General features: G+C 59.8%; 16 protein-coding genes. 7 read left to right on the top strand and 9 right to left on the bottom strand.

Annotated features, from left to right (window positions below):
- Positions 1 to 66: 66 nt before the first annotated feature.
- From C8264_RS18310 to C8264_RS18280, 7 genes are read right to left on the bottom strand one after another with little or no spacing between them, the layout of a single operon-like run.
- Positions 67 to 1,113 carry an ArsO family NAD(P)H-dependent flavin-containing monooxygenase gene (locus C8264_RS18310; protein WP_108462428.1) on the bottom strand — a complete coding sequence of 349 codons (1,047 nt, stop codon included), beginning with the start codon at positions 1,111 to 1,113 and terminating at the stop codon, positions 67 to 69.
- 19 nt (positions 1,114 to 1,132) lie between these two features.
- Entirely contained in the window at positions 1,133 to 1,858 is a 726-nt protein-coding gene (gene arsH, locus C8264_RS18305) for an arsenical resistance protein ArsH (RefSeq protein WP_108462427.1), read from the bottom strand.
- Positions 1,833 to 2,255, bottom strand: a complete 423-nt coding sequence (gene arsC / locus C8264_RS18300; protein ID WP_108462426.1) for an arsenate reductase (glutaredoxin) — start codon at positions 2,253 to 2,255, stop codon at positions 1,833 to 1,835. The genes arsH and arsC overlap by 26 nt, the downstream gene beginning before the upstream one ends.
- Entirely contained in the window at positions 2,252 to 3,313 is a 1,062-nt protein-coding gene (gene arsB / locus C8264_RS18295) for an ACR3 family arsenite efflux transporter (protein WP_108462425.1), read from the bottom strand. Before arsB ends, arsC begins: the two co-directional genes overlap by 4 nt.
- Before the next feature lie 5 nt (positions 3,314 to 3,318).
- Positions 3,319 to 3,846 (bottom strand): arsenate reductase ArsC, encoded by a 528-nt coding sequence (locus C8264_RS18290; protein ID WP_108462424.1) that lies wholly within the window; start codon positions 3,844 to 3,846, stop codon positions 3,319 to 3,321.
- Positions 3,839 to 4,195 (bottom strand): ArsR/SmtB family transcription factor, encoded by a 357-nt coding sequence (locus tag C8264_RS18285; protein ID WP_108462423.1) that lies wholly within the window; start codon positions 4,193 to 4,195, stop codon positions 3,839 to 3,841. Before C8264_RS18285 ends, C8264_RS18290 begins: the two co-directional genes overlap by 8 nt.
- 56 nt (positions 4,196 to 4,251) lie before the next feature.
- Positions 4,252 to 4,560, bottom strand: a complete 309-nt coding sequence (locus C8264_RS18280; protein ID WP_245893366.1) for an ArsR/SmtB family transcription factor — start codon at positions 4,558 to 4,560, stop codon at positions 4,252 to 4,254.
- A gap of 111 nt (positions 4,561 to 4,671) precedes the next feature.
- On the opposite strand from C8264_RS18280, the gene C8264_RS18275 reads away from it, so the two are divergent.
- The 7 genes from C8264_RS18275 (at position 4,672) to C8264_RS18245 (ending at position 11,037) form a co-directional block, all read left to right on the top strand.
- The gene (locus C8264_RS18275; protein ID WP_108462422.1) at positions 4,672 to 5,100 is read left to right on the top strand and encodes a YeeE/YedE family protein; all 429 of its coding nucleotides are present in this window, start codon (positions 4,672 to 4,674) and stop codon (positions 5,098 to 5,100) included.
- Complete coding sequence (locus C8264_RS18270; protein WP_108462421.1) at positions 5,100 to 5,537, top strand: DUF6691 family protein; 438 nt, start codon at positions 5,100 to 5,102, stop codon at positions 5,535 to 5,537. The genes C8264_RS18275 and C8264_RS18270 overlap by 1 nt, the downstream gene beginning before the upstream one ends.
- A gap of 25 nt (positions 5,538 to 5,562) precedes the next feature.
- Complete coding sequence (locus C8264_RS18265) at positions 5,563 to 6,477, top strand: MBL fold metallo-hydrolase (RefSeq protein WP_108462420.1); 915 nt, start codon at positions 5,563 to 5,565, stop codon at positions 6,475 to 6,477.
- A gap of 4 nt (positions 6,478 to 6,481) precedes the next feature.
- On the top strand, positions 6,482 to 6,805 hold the full coding sequence (locus C8264_RS18260) for a protein tyrosine phosphatase family protein (RefSeq protein WP_108462419.1): 324 nt from the start codon (positions 6,482 to 6,484) through the stop codon (positions 6,803 to 6,805).
- A 13-nt stretch (positions 6,806 to 6,818) separates the two neighbouring features.
- Positions 6,819 to 7,604, top strand: coding sequence for a sulfite exporter TauE/SafE family protein (locus C8264_RS18255; protein ID WP_108462448.1), 786 nt, complete (start codon positions 6,819 to 6,821; stop codon positions 7,602 to 7,604).
- Between the two features lie 14 nt (positions 7,605 to 7,618).
- The gene (locus C8264_RS18250) at positions 7,619 to 8,005 is read left to right on the top strand and encodes a DUF302 domain-containing protein (RefSeq protein WP_108462418.1); all 387 of its coding nucleotides are present in this window, start codon (positions 7,619 to 7,621) and stop codon (positions 8,003 to 8,005) included.
- Between the two features lie 254 nt (positions 8,006 to 8,259).
- The gene (locus tag C8264_RS18245) at positions 8,260 to 11,037 is read left to right on the top strand and encodes a cation-translocating P-type ATPase (RefSeq protein ID WP_245893364.1); all 2,778 of its coding nucleotides are present in this window, start codon (positions 8,260 to 8,262) and stop codon (positions 11,035 to 11,037) included.
- Here the strand turns inward: C8264_RS18245 and C8264_RS18240 are convergent.
- Positions 11,034 to 12,230 carry an acetate/propionate family kinase gene (locus C8264_RS18240; RefSeq protein WP_108462416.1) on the bottom strand — a complete coding sequence of 399 codons (1,197 nt, stop codon included), beginning with the start codon at positions 12,228 to 12,230 and terminating at the stop codon, positions 11,034 to 11,036. The two genes, C8264_RS18245 and C8264_RS18240, sit on opposite strands and share 4 nt — an antisense overlap.
- The gene (locus C8264_RS18235; RefSeq protein WP_245893363.1) at positions 12,230 to 14,632 is read right to left on the bottom strand and encodes a phosphoketolase family protein; all 2,403 of its coding nucleotides are present in this window, start codon (positions 14,630 to 14,632) and stop codon (positions 12,230 to 12,232) included. The genes C8264_RS18240 and C8264_RS18235 overlap by 1 nt, the downstream gene beginning before the upstream one ends.
- Between the last annotated feature and the right edge of the window lie 124 nt (positions 14,633 to 14,756).

The raw sequence follows: 14,756 nt of genomic DNA, 5'->3' as shown, positions 1-14,756 counted from the left end.
GGACACAGCTATCATTCTCACGCTGCGAGAGCTCGGGGAAGCAATATTGGTGTTACCCGCTCGCCCCTACTGTTCGAGAAATTTCAGAATACCAGGAACCAGCTCTCTGGCCGATCGGCCCGCACCGATCAGAGTAGCTGACGCAGGTGATACCCAGTTTCCGTACCCGGTGAGGAACAGCCCTGGCAGTCGCAGTGATGCACCATTGGTCACAGCCACCTTGCCGTCAGCTTCTGTAACTGCGAGCGGTCGTAAGTGCCCGAGGGCTGGTCCAAAGCCGGTGCACCAGATGATCACATCAACCGGCGTCCGGGTCCCATCGGTCCATTCCACTCCGGTGTGCGTGAACCGCTGGAAAGGCCTAACCGTGTGCAAGTCGCCCCGTGCTCGGGCTTGGCGCACCGGTGGGACCATCACGATGTCACCCAGGCTGCCGACGCTGGCTCCATTCACGATACCGCGGACCCTAGCGCTTGCCCGTTCGAACAGAACCCGCCCATCCACGTCATCCGGCAAGAAGGTCGGCTCTGCCTCGGTCACCCACACGCTCTCGGCAACCTGCGAGACTTCGGCGTGGATCTGAGCCCCGGAATTGCCGCCGCCGACCACCATGACCGACTGCCCCGCTAACCCCTTCGGCGAACTATAGGCCGCCGAGTGCATCCGTGTCCCCACGAACAGCTCCTGTCCTTCCATGTGTGGAGTATAGGGAGCGCTCCAGGTGCCCGTTGCACTGATCACGGCACGTGCAGTCCAAATCCTGTCGGAGGAAGACACATGGAAGAGCTTCCCGTCGTGCGTGACAGCATCTACTTGAATGGGGCGCTGAATGGGAAAGCTGTACCGTTCCTCATAGCGAGACAGGTAGGCAACCACTTCGTCGCGTGCCGGGTATTCCCCAACAGAAGCGCGGGGCATCTGCCACCCGGGCAAAGAGCTGTACTCTGAGGGAGAGAACAGGCGCAGTGAGTCCCAGGCATGTCGCCAGGCCCCGCCCGCTACTGGGGAATTGTCGAGTACGACAAAGCGAGTTCCTGCTCGCTGCAAGTAATAAGCTACGGCGAGGCCGGCTTGTCCGCCACCGACAACCACAACGTCCAGGACTTTTGTCATGCATTCCCCCGTGGGAGCCCTAGATGGATTTCAGGGCGACACGTTCTTCCAGCTTGGCCGCGGCTTTCTTGCGCTCGCTATATCGGGAGGTAAGATAGTTGGAGACCCCTCGGTTGATCATCGTGAACTTGACCAGCTCTTCCATGACGTCGACCACCCGGTCGTAGTAGGTCGAAGGCCTCATCCTTCCCACATCGTCGAACTCCTGAAACGCTTTGGCAACCGAAGACTGGTTCGGAATGGTCACCATGCGCATCCATCGGCCCAGGATACGCATCTGGTTCACAGCGTTGAACGACTGCGATCCCCCTGACACCTGCATGACGGCCAAGGTCCTCCCCTGCGTAGGTCGAATGGCCCCGCCCGGGAGGGGTATCCAATCAATCTGGGACTTCATCACGGCGGACATGGCGCCATGTCGCTCCGGTGAGGTCCAGACCTGCCCTTCCGACCAAAGCATAGCCTCGCGAAGCTCTCGCACCTTGGGATGGGTGTCGGGTGCGTCGTTTGGCAGGGGCAGTCCATTGGCATGGAAGACGCGAACCTCGGCACCGAAGGCTTCCAGCAGACGCCGCGCCTCGAAGGTCAATAGCCGGCTGTAGGAACGCTCCCGTAGGGAGCCGTAAAGCATCAGGATGCGGGGTTTGTGCTGCAGGTCCGGGGCGGTAAGGCGGGAGAAGTCCGCCACCTCGAAGGCCCCGACTGAGATATTTGGCAGATCAGACAAGCCGCTTCCCTTCGGCATCGATAATGACCTCGCCATCCTCCTTGACGAAAGGACCGATATCGGGGTTCTCCAGGATGTCGAGCACCGCCTCGGATGGACGGCACAGGCGCGTGCCGATAGGTGTCTCGACAAATGGACGGTTAAGCAGGATGGGGTGCTGTTCGATAGCGGTAAGCAGCTCGTCATCGGTCTTATTGGGATCGGACAATCCGAGTTCTTCGAAGGGCGTATCCTTCTTCCGCAAGGCCTCGCGCAGCGACATGCCAGCAGCCGAAACGAGCTCGACAATGCGGTGACTGGTCGGCGGGGTCTTGAGGTATTCGATGACGGTCGGTTCGACACCCGACTGGCGGATCATGGCTAGGGTGTTACGGGACGTGCCGCATTCGGGGTTGTGGTAGATCGTGATGCTCATTCGGCAGCCCTCGTTTCCGTGTTGTGACGGACTGCGACACCGCGTTCGTACCAGCTCTTCGATCGGTTCACGATCCAGACCACGGACAGCATGACCGGCACCTCAACGAGGACGCCGACGACCGTCGCCAAAGCAGCCCCGGAGTTGAACCCGAACAGGGCAATGGCGGCGGCCACGGCGAGCTCGAAGAAGTTAGATGCGCCGATCAGCGCGGACGGGCCTGCGACGCAGTGTTGTTCGCCCGAGACCAGGTTCAAGAAGTAGGCCAGGCCGGAGTTGAAGTAGACCTGAATCAGGATCGGGACGGCCAACAGTAGGATGACGGTCGGCTGCGCGATAATCTGCTCGCCCTGGAAGCCGAAGAGCATGATGAGGGTCAGGAGCAACGCTCCGATGGAGATCGGCTGCAGGACTGAGAGTACACGGTTCATTGCATCGATGCCGCCATTGGCGAGGAGCCAGCGTCTGTAGAGCTGGGCGGCGATGACGGGCACGACGATGTAGAGGCCGACCGAGAGCAGCAGTGTGTCCCAGGGTACAGTGATCGCCGACAGGCCCAGCAGCAGCCCCACGATTGGTGCGAATGCAACGACCATGATCGCATCGTTCAGCGCCACCTGGGACAAGGTGAAGTGGGGCTCGCCGCGCACCAGGTTCGACCACACAAAGACCATTGCGGTACACGGGGCTGCGGCAAGGATTATCAGGCCGGCGATATAGCTGTCGATCTGCACCTCAGGAAGCATCGGTCGGAACAGCCAACCTATGAAGAGCCAACCCAAGAGCGCCATTGAGAACGGCTTTATGGCCCAATTGATGAAGACGGTAACGCCGATGCCACGCCAGTAGGAGCCGACTTGACGCAGGCTCATGAAGTCGATGCGGACCAGCATAGGGATGACCATCAACCAAATGAGCAACGCAACGGGGATGTTGACCTGGGCATATTCGAACGAGCCCAGGCCCTGGAACACGGCGGGAAAGAAGTGGCCGGCGGCGATCCCTACGACGATGCAGATCGCGACCCAAAGGGTCAGATAGCGTTCGAAGATGGACATGATGCCTATGCCACCCTGGAAGACTTGGTGGTGGTGCCGTCCATCGCGCCGATACCCTCGAGCCTAGAGTTCAGCGCCATCCGGTCGATGCTGGCGATCGGCAGGTTAATGAAGGCGCCGATGCGATTGCGGAGAAAACGGAGAGCGTCCTCGAAGGCGGCGCGCTGCTTGAACTCCGGACCATCGACCGCTGCGGGATCTTCGATGCCCCAATGCGCGGTCAGCGGTTGACCCGGCCAGATCGGGCAGGTCTCGCCGGCGGCGTTGTCGCAAACCGTGAAGATGAAGTCCATCTTCGGTGCACCCGGTACGGCAAATTCGTCCCATGCCTTAGAGCGCAATCCCTCCGTCGGAATGCCTACCTTAGCCAGGGCTTCCAGCGTCATCAGGTGCACTGCGTTCTTCGGCGTAGAGCCTGCTGAGTAGCCTTTGAAGCGGCTTTGGCCGACATGGTTGAGGATGGCCTCACCCAGGATAGAACGGGCCGAATTGCCGGTGCAGAGGAACAGGACGTTGTAGACGCGGTCAGACATGGCTCGACTCCTTTGGAGAGCAGCACGGGGTGAATTCGGCGACCAAGGGCTCGCATAACTCCGGACGACCGCCACAGCAGTCCTGAACCAGGAAACTCGCGATCTCACGGACGCGCTCGACGACGGCTCGGTAGACTATCGACCGGCTATGGCGCTCGGGCTGAATTAGACCAGCCCGCGTCAGGATACCCAGATGCGAGGACATGGTGTTCTGCGGGACCTCGAGGCGACGTGCGATCTCCCCGGCAGGCAAGCCCTCGGGTTCGTGGTCCATGAGCAGACGGAAGGTGTCCAAGCGGGTAGACTGAGACAGGGCGGAAAAAACTTCGATAGCCCGATATGCTTCCATCTATCTAGAATAGTGGATATATTATTTTCAGTCAAGCATCAACGATCCGGATTACTCTAGGCTTCTTCGACCAGGCAATAGATGTCGTACAGCGTACTCAGCACACGCGTTACCGGCTCGGACGCAAGCCGGTAGAATATCGTTTGCCCGTCCCGACGAGTTTTCACCAAGCCTAGCGCCCGCAGCTTCGACAGGTGCTGAGACAACGGCGACTGCTCCAGGCCGACGATCTTGGACAATTCGCTGACACTGCGTTCCTGCTCCAAAAGGTTGCAGAGGATGAGGAGACGCTTGGGGTTAGCCATGGCGGTCAGCAGCTGGGCAGCCTCTTCGGCCCTAGGTTCAAGTTCAGTAATCTGCATCATGGGAGCTTCGCTGGTTTGCATAGTTGACATATTAGAATATTCGAATATATAAAGCAACAGAATTCGGGCTCTTTTGATCAATCCTTGAACCAGCAACCCACACATAGGCATATGGAAACATCATTTACACCCATCCAAGCGCTCCTTGGCGGCTCCCTGATCGGGCTTGCCGCTGTCGCCCTAATGACTTTCCACGGCAGGATTGCCGGAATGACCGGAATCCTCACTGGCATCATCCTGCCCAAGGGTGATTGGAACTGGCGTCTGGCCTTCCTGCTCGGCGCCATTGCTGCTCCAGCAATGATCTTGCTGCTGACGGGCATGTCCCTGCCGCTGCAGTCAGACATTCCGTCCTGGGCAATCATCTCGGGCGGCCTTCTCGTTGGCGTCGGCGTTGCTTTCGGCGGTGGCTGCACCTCGGGCCACGGCGTTTGTGGCATGGCCCGGCTCTCGACCCGCTCTATTGCTGCGACCCTGACGTTCATGGCGACCACTTTCGTCACCGTCTTCGTGGTTCGTCACGTCCTGGGAGGCTTCTGATGCTCCGGGTTCTCTCCGCTGCAGCTATTGGCCTCGTCTTCGGCACGGGCATTGTCATCGCCGGCATGGCCAACCCGGCGAAGGTGCTCAACTTCTTCGACGTCTTCGGCACCTGGGACCCCAGCCTGTTGCTGGTTATGGGATCGGCCCTGGTCGTGACTTTCATCGGCTACGGGTTCGTACTGCGGCGCCCCGCTCCTCTTTTCGACCGCAAGTTCCACCTGCCGACCAAGCGTGATCTCGACGTGCCGCTCATCGCAGGTTCAGCCCTGTTCGGCATTGGCTGGGGCATAGCCGGGTTCTGCCCCGGCGGCGCCATCCCGGCACTAGGTTCCGGTGAGCCAAGCCCGCTCATCTTCGTGGCCGCAATGATCGGCGGCATCCTCGGCGCCAATGCGCTCAAGGCGGCATTCACCCGCCGGCAAGCCTTGGCTTGATCCTCGAACTGGAAAGGAGATTTCCATGTCCACCCAACCCATCCCATTTACACCGGAGCTGGGCATCAAACCGGAAGTTGTAGCGTTCTTCGACGAGCCGACCAACACCATCAGCTACATCGTCAAGGACCCGAATTCTGACGCTTGCGCCGTGATCGATTCCGTCATGGACTTTGATTATGCCTCCGGGAACATCGCATATGGAGGCGCCGACAAGATCATCGCGCACATCCAGGACAATGGCTGGACACTTGAGTGGCTGATCGAGACCCACGTTCATGCCGACCACCTCTCGGCAGCGCCCTACATCCAGTCCAAGCTGGGCGGCAAGCTCGGCATCGGCGACCAGATCTGCGTGGTGCAGGACACCTTCGGCAAGATCTTCAACGAAGGGACCGAGTTCCAGCGTGACGGGTCGCAGTTCGACCGCCTGTTCAAGGATGGCGACAGCTACCCGATCGGCACCATGACAGCCCACACCCTGTTCACGCCCGGCCATACGCCGGCAGACATGGTGCATGTGATCGGCAACGCTGCCTTTGTCGGTGATACCCTGTTCATGCCTGACGGCGGCTCAGCCCGCGCCGACTTCCCTGGCGGGGATGCTCGCACGCTCTACCAATCGATCCAGCGGTTGTTGACCCTGCCGGGAGAGATGCGGCTCTTCATGTGCCACGATTATGGCCCGAACGGCCGCGACATCCAGTGGGAAACCACAGTCGCAGAGGAACGCGACCATAACATCCACGTCGGTCACGGCACGTCCGAAGACGAATTCGTCAAGATGCGCGAAGAACGCGACAGCACTCTTTCCATGCCCAAGCTCATAATCCCATCCCTGCAGGTCAACATGCGTGCCGGGCAGCTTCCCCCAGCTGATGACGATGGCAAGACCTACCTCAAAGTGCCCATCAACGGGCTCTCCACTTCCAAGGAATAACACCATGGCAATCAACAAGATCGATGACCAGTTTGCCCAGTCTCCCCAGATCCAGCCTGATGATGTCAGGCTCATCGCTGAGGCGGGGTACAAGGGCATCATCTGCGCCCGGCCAGATGACGAAGATCCAGGCCAGCCTCCGTTCGCCCAGATCGCCGAAGTCGCTGAACGGTTCGGCCTCAAGGCCTTCCATATTCCTGTCGCGGGCCAACTGACCGAAGGCCAGCTTATCCGCTTCGAACAGGCCCGTGCCGAAACCGACGGCCCCATCCTTGGCTACTGCCGCTCCGGCGGGCGCGCCGGCAGCCTTTACGCTGCCTCACTCTGACCGAAAGACCATGATGCTTCTGGAACCCCTGCAATATCTGCTCGGCGCCTTTTCTGGTAGCCTCGTGGGCTTCACGCTCGGCCTATTCGGCGGCGGTGGCTCCATTCTCGCCGTGCCGCTCATGGTCTATGTCGTGGGGGTTCCAGTCGCACACGTGGCCATTGGAACGAGTGCCTTTGCGGTGGCGGCCAATGCTGCCGCCAACCTTGTCACCCATGCCCGCAAGGGCAACGTGATTTGGCGCTGCGCCCTCATGTACACCGTCGCTGGCATTGCCGGAGCCTTCCTTGGCTCCACGCTGGGCAAGGCCATGGATGGCGACAAATTGCTGTTCCTGTTCGCCATCCTCATGCTGGTAGTGGGCGTGCTGATGTTCCGCGGGCGAGGGAACCCTGGAGTACCTGGTGCCACCTGCAATCGGGAGAAGGCGCCCAAGGTCCTTGGCTATGGCGGCCTTACCGGCGCGTTCTCGGGCTTCTTTGGCATCGGTGGTGGCTTCCTGATCGTTCCTGGGCTGGTCGCCTCGACTGGCATGCCGATCCTCAATGCCATTGGCTCATCTCTCGTCGCAGTCACTGCCTTTGGGCTGACGACTGCCTTGAGCTACGCCTTTTCTGGCCTGGTGGATTGGCCGCTGGCCGCTGTGTTCATCGGCGGCGGGGTACTCGGTGGGCTGGTTGGCGCACGCATTGCAGGCTTGATGGCCAGCAAGAAGGGACTGCTGAACACCGCTTTTGCCGGTTTGATCGTGGCCGTGGCCATCTACATGGCCGCCCATACCGTTACCGCCTTTATCTGAAGAGGAGACCAACCATGTACACGTTCGACAAACAATTGCCCGGCATGACCTTTGAAGCGGCCATCGCGCGCACCAGGCAGGTGCTTGGCGACAATGGCTTCGGCGTCCTCACCGAAATCGATGTTCAGAAGACCATGAAGGCCAAGCTGGATGTCGACATGCCTGGCTACGTGATCCTGGGAGCCTGCAATCCGAAGATGGCGTTTGAGGCGCTCAAGCTTGAACCACGCGTTGGGGCCATGCTGCCCTGCAACGTGATCGTTCGGGAGCAGGAAAACGGCGTTATTGAGGTCAGTGCCATTGATCCAGTTGCATCCATGCAGGCTATCGACAATGAACAACTGCATGATGTTGCGGGCAAGGTTCAGGCCATGCTCGCCGATGCTGTCAGGGCCATTTAAGGCTTCAAGGGAAAGGCCGGGAATTCCCGGACTTTCCCTTTGGCTATTGCAGCACAACAATAGGGGCGCCCAGGTCACCCGGTCATAGAGATCAATGACATCCTGGATCAGCAGCCGCACAGTACAGTATCGGCACAGAGCTTCGCGATATCCGGAGTTTGGCTCGAACGGGATAACGTTATCCAACAGGTGGCAAATTGCATATCCTATCTACGTCGGCCCAGAAGGACTTGTCGCTTATCGATGCCCTCATCGTGGCGGAACGGTTCGGGAGTGATCCGGAGCGAGGGCTCAGCACCGAAGTTGCTGGCCGGCATCTGGCGACGCATGGGACTAACGAATTGCGTGTCACCAAGCCAACACCAGCATGGCAGCGCGTGTTCGCGCAGTTCCGTGACCCGTTGGTCTACCTGCTGCTGGGGGCCATCGCCATTTCGCTGGCAGCTTGGTTCATCGAGGGCAGCGAAGGCTGGCCGACCGAGGCCACTGTCATAGTGGCGGTGGTTCTTGCGAACGCGGCCCTCGGTTTCGTTCAGGAGGCCAGAGCTGCTGATGCCGTTGCGGCCTTGGCGCAAATGACAAGCGTGACGTCGTCAGTTTTGCGCGATGGCGAGCGGAAGCGCATTCCCAGTTCAGAACTGGTACCCGGCGATATATTGGTCCTGGAAGAAGGGGACGCGATCGGAGCCGACGCCCGACTTTTTGTATCGGCTAGCCTGCTGGTGCAGGAGGCATCGCTTACCGGGGAAAGCGACGCAGTGATGAAGCGCACCGATACGCTTACACATCCGGCTCCGTTGGCTGAACGAACATGCATGGTCTTCAAGGGCACATCGGTCGTGCAAGGTACAGGCCGGGCCATCGTCACATCCACGGGCATGCAGACCGAGATGGGCTCCATTGCCACCTTGCTGGATGCGACAATGGAAGAGCCGACCCCTCTTCAAAAGGAAGTGGCCAGGATCGGGCGCATGCTCGGTACCGCGGTGGTTGCCATCGCCTTTGTCGTGGTAGCAACGGTGCTCCTGCTATCCGACATAAAGGACGCATCCGACGTCATCACCGTCCTGCTACTCGGAGTATCCCTTGCGGTGGCTGCAGTTCCGGAGGGGCTGCCGGCCATTCTCTCCCTGGTGCTGGCGCTCGGTGTGCAGCGAATGGCCAAGCAAAACGCGGTGGTCAAGAAGCTCTCGTCCGTGGAAACGCTCGGCTCCGCCTCGGTGATCTGCACGGACAAAACCGGTACGTTGACCCGCTCGGAGATGACCATCAAGCGTATCCTAACCGCGTCCGGCGGATCGACCGTATCCGGCGTGGGGTACGCACCGGTTGGCAAGGTCACCGGCGCGGACGGCGAGGAACTTCACGACCTGCTAAGGGCGGAGCAGATCGTTGCACTCAGCGGAGGAAGTCTCGCGGGCAACGCGGAACTGGAGGACACGGGGGACGGTTTCTGGGCGATCCAAGGTGATCCGACCGAGGCGGCATTCCTCGTCGCAGAACTGAAGCTTGGTGTGGCGGAACGCCGGGAGCAAAGATTCCAGCGACTGGGCGAACTTCCGTTCACGTCGGAGCGGAAAATGATGTCGACCATCGAGAGCGACAGGGAACATGGATGCGAACGGCTCATTGTCACCAAGGGGGCACCGGACGTGCTGATGAGCCATTGTACTCGCATCCGCGTAGGGATGGATGTCCTTCCCTTCGACGAAGCGCGTCGTGCGAAAGCGGTTGCCGACGTCAACCGCCTGTCGGAGGAGGCGCTCCGCACACTGGCAGTCGCCTACCGTCCGTTGGCCGCAGAAGAAGGCAGGGCACCCACCGAAACTCTCGAGAACGACCTAATATTTGTCGGTACGGTCGGCATCATCGATCCACCTCGCGAGGAAGCCGGCATCGCCATTTCCGAGGCGCATCGTGCGGGTATCCGCGTGATCATGATCACCGGAGATCACCCACGCACGGCATCGAGCATAGCGGCCAAGCTGAACATCCAGAATGCAGAGGTAGGGGCTCTCACCGGAGCGGAGCTCGACCTCATGGATAACGACACCCTCCATGAGGCCGTCCGTACGAATTCGGTTTTCGCCCGGGTAGCACCAGTTCACAAGATGCGAATCGTCGACGCCCTGCAGGCTTCCGGCAACGTCGTCGCGATGACGGGGGACGGGGTCAATGACGCCCCAGCGTTGAAAGCCGCAGACATCGGCATCGCGATGGGCGTGACCGGCACCGAGGTCACCAAGGAAGCGGCCAAGATGATCTTGGTTGACGATAACTTCGCAACCATTGTGGATGCGGTTCGCGAGGGCCGTGGCATATTTGAGAATATCCGGAAATTCCTGCGCTACCTGCTGTCCTCCAACATGGGCGAGGTAATGACGGTGTTCTTCGGCGTTGTCGGCGCCGGCTTCCTTGGGCTTACGGAAGCTGGTGGAGGCAGCGTCGTCCTTCCACTTCTGGCAACACAGATACTATGGATTAATCTCGTCACCGATTCCGGCCCGGCCTTGGCAATGGGCGTGGATCCGGAGACCGACGACCTCATGGCTCGCCCGCCACGTGGGTCTGACGAGCGAGCCATCGATCTTCGCATGTGGGTCGGGGTCCTTCTGAACGGCTTTGTCATGGCCATCGCCACGCTATTCACGATCGACCTCTATTTGCCAGGCGGGCTCTTTCCCGGCGGCACCGGAACACTTGACCAGGCGCGTACTGCCGGTTTCACCGTGTTGGTTTTCGCCCAGCTCTTCAACTGCTTCAATGCTCGCTCGGAGACCACTAGCGCCTTTAGGCACTTTTTCGCCAACGGATGGTTATGGGGAGCGATCGGCCTATCGGTGATGCTGCAGGTTGCTGTCGTGCATCTGGCCCCTCTAAACGTCGCTTTCGGCACCGTCCCGCTCTCGCCGCAACAGTGGCTGGCTTGTTTTGTCATCGCCAGCAGTGTGCTGTGGTTTAGCGAACTGCGAAAAATCGTTTGGCGTAGCCTGGGTCCGTCCATAATGTCGAAGAGGCAGGTCGAAGCCTAGCCTTCTGGTCCATTGGGATGCTGCCGCTCTTCAAGAGCCGCTGAACACGACCTGGCGATGACTTTCTCCTCATCTGTCGCCAATGCCATTACCCTCACTGAGCTTTGCGCTTGCGAAACGATCTGGAGACCCGCTGCATTCGCCTCCGGGTCTACCCTGACCCCAAGCCATCCAAGTCGATCAGAGACCATCTGCCGGATCGTGCTATTGTGCTCTCCGATGCCACCGGTAAATACAATACCGTCGAGCCCACCCAAAGTAGCAGCAAGTGCTGCCGTTTCCCTCGCGCTGCGGAACACGAACAGCTCAACGGCCTCTCGAGCACTCGGGGCATCGCTGGCTAGCAGGTCCCGAATGTCAGATGAAATCCCGGACACCCCGAGAAGACCGGACTCATGATAGAGTAGATGCTCCAGGTCATCGGTCGATAGCCCGCTTCGCAGCAGATGAAGTATCACCCCTGGATCGATGGACCCGGGACGTGTCCCCATGAGTAGTCCATCGAGGGCACTGAAGCCCATTGTGGTGTCCATGCTCTTGCAGTTCGACAACGCGCAAAGGCTGGCGCCGCTTCCCAGATGGGCAACTACCACCCGCCCTGCGGCAAGCTCAGGCCAATGGTCACTAAGCTGGTCGACGATCGACTGGTACGACAGCCCGTGAAACCCATACCGTCGTATACCGGCGAGCTCCCACTCCCGGGGAATTCCATACCGGCTCACCGGCGGCGCAAGACCGTGATGAAACGCCGTATCGAAACAACATACCTGGGTGAGTTCGGGCTCGTCACCGCGGAGTTCGATCAGTGGCGCTAGTCCGAGAGGCTGGTGAAGGGGAGCCAGCGGAGTAATTGCCTGTATCCGGGCAATTATGTCAGCGGTCGCGATCACCGGCTGCGTAAATTTGCCGCCGCCGTGGACGATACGATGTCCGACGGCGGCTATCTCGCCGCCTCCAGCCGTTGTTCGTATCCATTGCAGCAGCCGGAGAACATCGCCCCCCTGCCCGGCACTCCAACTCATCCCCGTCAGCGGACCCCCATGTGTACGGGATGCTTGCAGGTGCACCTCTGTGGTAGATGTCTTCAGCTGCCCGCGGAGCAGCGGCTCCAACGTTCCATTTCCTGCCTGCCGGAACAGGGCGAACTTGAGGCTGGACGAGCCGGCATTCAGGGAAAGCAGGCAATCGCCCATTACTGACATTCCTCCCCAGTGGATCGAGACGGCCAGGACCAATCGAGAATCTCGGGCATGTCCTCCCCGTGCTCCCTCACATAGTGAAAGTGTTCAGACAGCTTGCGGCGGAAGTGCTGCTTGGCTTGAGCAGCCCTGATGCTCAGCCCCGGGGTCCGGTCGATCGCGGCCATGGCCAGATGGAAGCGGTCGAGTTCGTTGAGGACAGCCATGTCGAAGGGAGTGGTTGTTGTCCCTTCCTCGTTAAAGCCGTGCACATGGAAATTGACGTGGTTGGTGCGTTGATATGTCAGTCGGTGAATAAGGTACGGGTAGCCGTGATAGGCGAAGATCACCGGTTTATCCTTGGTGAAGATGCTGTCGAAGTCACGGTCACTCAGCCCGTGCGGATGTACCTTCTGTGGCTGTAGCGCCATGAGGTCCACGACGTTCACGACGCGCACCTTCAGTTGCGGCAGTGTGCTGCGCAAGAGATCGGCGGCAGCAAGGGTTTCAAGGGTAGGTACGTCGCCGGCACAAGCCAGAACGACGTCCGGCTCGCCGTCTGCTGGCTCGGTTCCAGCCCAATCCCAAATCCCTACGCCTGCCTCGCAGTGCGCGATCGCCGCATCCATGTCTAGATACTGGGGCGCAGGCTGCTTGCCTGCCACGATCACGTTGATCCTGTCGTAGGTCCTGAGGCAATGATCTGTCACCCATAGCAGGCAGTTCGCATCGGGCGGGAAATATACCCGCACGATATCGGCCTTCTTGTTCGTGACGAGGTCCACGAAGCCTGGGTCCTGATGGGAGAAACCGTTGTGGTCCTGACGCCACACGTGAGACGTCAACAGATAGTTGAGCGAGGATATAGGGCGGCGCCACGGCAACCCTCTCGACACCTTCAACCATTTCGCGTGTTGGTTGAACATGGAGTCCACGATGTGGATGAATGCCTCGTAACATGAAAACAGACCGTGCCGACCGGTGAGCAGGTACCCCTCCAGCCATCCCTGGCAAAGGTGCTCGCTCAGGATCTCCATCACGCGACCGGATCTATCCAGGTTCGTGTCATATTCCCTTATCGGCTCCATCCACGCTTTTGCGGTCACCTCGAACACGTCATCGAGACGGTTGGAGGCGGTTTCGTCAGGTCCGAAAAGACGGAAATTCTGCCGCTTGTCGTTCAGGGTGAAGGTTTCCCGGAGAAAGGCGCCCATCAATCGAGTGGCTTCGTGCACTCTCGAGCCGGGCTCCCCAACCTTGATCGCGAAATCACGGATGTCGGGCAGCAGCAGCTCGCGCCGCAGTAACCCTCCGTTGGCACTCGGATTGGAACTCATACGGCGATCACCATGTGGGGCAAGGTCCCGCAGCTTGGGAATTAGCCGCCCTGCGTCATCGAACAGCTCTTCGGCCCCATAGCTCCGAAGCCACTCCTCAAGGATAAGCCTGTGGGAAGCATCTCCCCGAGCATTGTTCACGGGAACCTGATGGGACCTCCAGAAGTCTTCTACTTTCTTTCCGTCCACCTCCTTGGGGCCGGTCCAGCCCTTCGGGCTTCGGAGAACGATCATAGGCCAGCGCGGACGATCCAGAGGACCCACGCCCGCCCGCGCGTCCGCCTGGATCGCCCTGATGGAATCCGCGGCACTGTCCATTGCGGCAGCCATGGTCAAATGCATGGCTCGTGGATCACTGCCCTCGACAAAGATCGGATCGTAGCCGAGGCCGACGAGCAGGTTGGTCAGTTCCTCCGGATCGATGCGGGCCAAAACCGTGGGATTGGCGATCTTGTAGCCGTTCAGGTGCAAGATCGGCAGAACAGCCCCGTCCCGGGCGGGGTTCAGGAACTTATTGGAGTGCCAAGAGGCAGCCAACGGACCGGTCTCGGCCTCCCCATCACCAATCACGCACGCGACGATCAGGTCCGGATTGTCAAAGGCGGCTCCAAATGCGTGCGCCAGGGAGTAGCCGAGTTCGCCGCCTTCGTGGATCGAGCCTGGTGTTTCCGCCGAAGCGTGACTTGATACCCCGCCTGGGAACGAGAACTGCCTGAACAGTTCACGCATGCCACTCACCGTTTCGTCTATGCTGGGGTAGACTTCGCTATAGCTGCCCTCCAGCCAAGCATTCGCGATCATGCCAGGCCCCCCATGGCCAGGTCCGCAAACATAGATGACGTTCAGATCGCGGTTGATGATCAGTCGGTTCAGATGGGCGTAGATGAAGTTGAGTCCCGGCGTCGTTCCCCAATGGCCAAGCAGGCGGGGCTTCACGTGATCTGGCAGTAGCGGATCCCGGAGCAACGGATTGTCCATAAGGTAAATCTGTCCTACCGACAGGTAGTTCGCCGCTCGCCAATAGCCGTCAATGAGATCCAGTTCGCTGTCGTCCAGCGCGCCATTGCTGCTCGTGTCCACACGCCTCTCCATAACTGAATTGGAGCAGAGCCGACGGCCCGGTCCAACACTACTGATACCTTCAAGATTGACACCTCGGATCGGTGCGCCGGTTGATCCCCGTCAAATCTCCAGCCGCATTCGC

Source organism: Devosia naphthalenivorans (assembly GCF_003056355.1).
Lineage (GTDB): Bacteria > Pseudomonadota > Alphaproteobacteria > Rhizobiales > Devosiaceae > Devosia > Devosia naphthalenivorans.
This window is presented reverse-complemented; position numbering and strand designations above follow the sequence as displayed.

Bases quoted from the DNA above. Each gene is read 5' to 3' on its own strand.
- C8264_RS18310 (WP_108462428.1), bottom strand. From the start codon at position 1,113: ATGACAAAAGTCCTGGACGTTGTGGTTGTCGGTGGCGGACAAGCCGGC.
- arsH (WP_108462427.1), bottom strand. From the start codon at position 1,858: ATGCCGAAGGGAAGCGGCTTGTCTGATCTGCCAAATATCTCAGTCGGG.
- arsC (WP_108462426.1), bottom strand. From the start codon at position 2,255: ATGAGCATCACGATCTACCACAACCCCGAATGCGGCACGTCCCGTAAC.
- arsB (WP_108462425.1), bottom strand. From the start codon at position 3,313: ATGTCCATCTTCGAACGCTATCTGACCCTTTGGGTCGCGATCTGCATC.
- C8264_RS18290 (WP_108462424.1), bottom strand. From the start codon at position 3,846: ATGTCTGACCGCGTCTACAACGTCCTGTTCCTCTGCACCGGCAATTCG.
- C8264_RS18285 (WP_108462423.1), bottom strand. From the start codon at position 4,195: ATGGAAGCATATCGGGCTATCGAAGTTTTTTCCGCCCTGTCTCAGTCT.
- C8264_RS18280 (WP_245893366.1), bottom strand. From the start codon at position 4,560: ATGATGCAGATTACTGAACTTGAACCTAGGGCCGAAGAGGCTGCCCAG.
- C8264_RS18275 (WP_108462422.1), top strand. From the start codon at position 4,672: ATGGAAACATCATTTACACCCATCCAAGCGCTCCTTGGCGGCTCCCTG.
- C8264_RS18270 (WP_108462421.1), top strand. From the start codon at position 5,100: ATGCTCCGGGTTCTCTCCGCTGCAGCTATTGGCCTCGTCTTCGGCACG.
- C8264_RS18265 (WP_108462420.1), top strand. From the start codon at position 5,563: ATGTCCACCCAACCCATCCCATTTACACCGGAGCTGGGCATCAAACCG.
- C8264_RS18260 (WP_108462419.1), top strand. From the start codon at position 6,482: ATGGCAATCAACAAGATCGATGACCAGTTTGCCCAGTCTCCCCAGATC.
- C8264_RS18255 (WP_108462448.1), top strand. From the start codon at position 6,819: ATGCTTCTGGAACCCCTGCAATATCTGCTCGGCGCCTTTTCTGGTAGC.
- C8264_RS18250 (WP_108462418.1), top strand. From the start codon at position 7,619: ATGTACACGTTCGACAAACAATTGCCCGGCATGACCTTTGAAGCGGCC.
- C8264_RS18240 (WP_108462416.1), bottom strand. From the start codon at position 12,230: ATGGGCGATTGCCTGCTTTCCCTGAATGCCGGCTCGTCCAGCCTCAAG.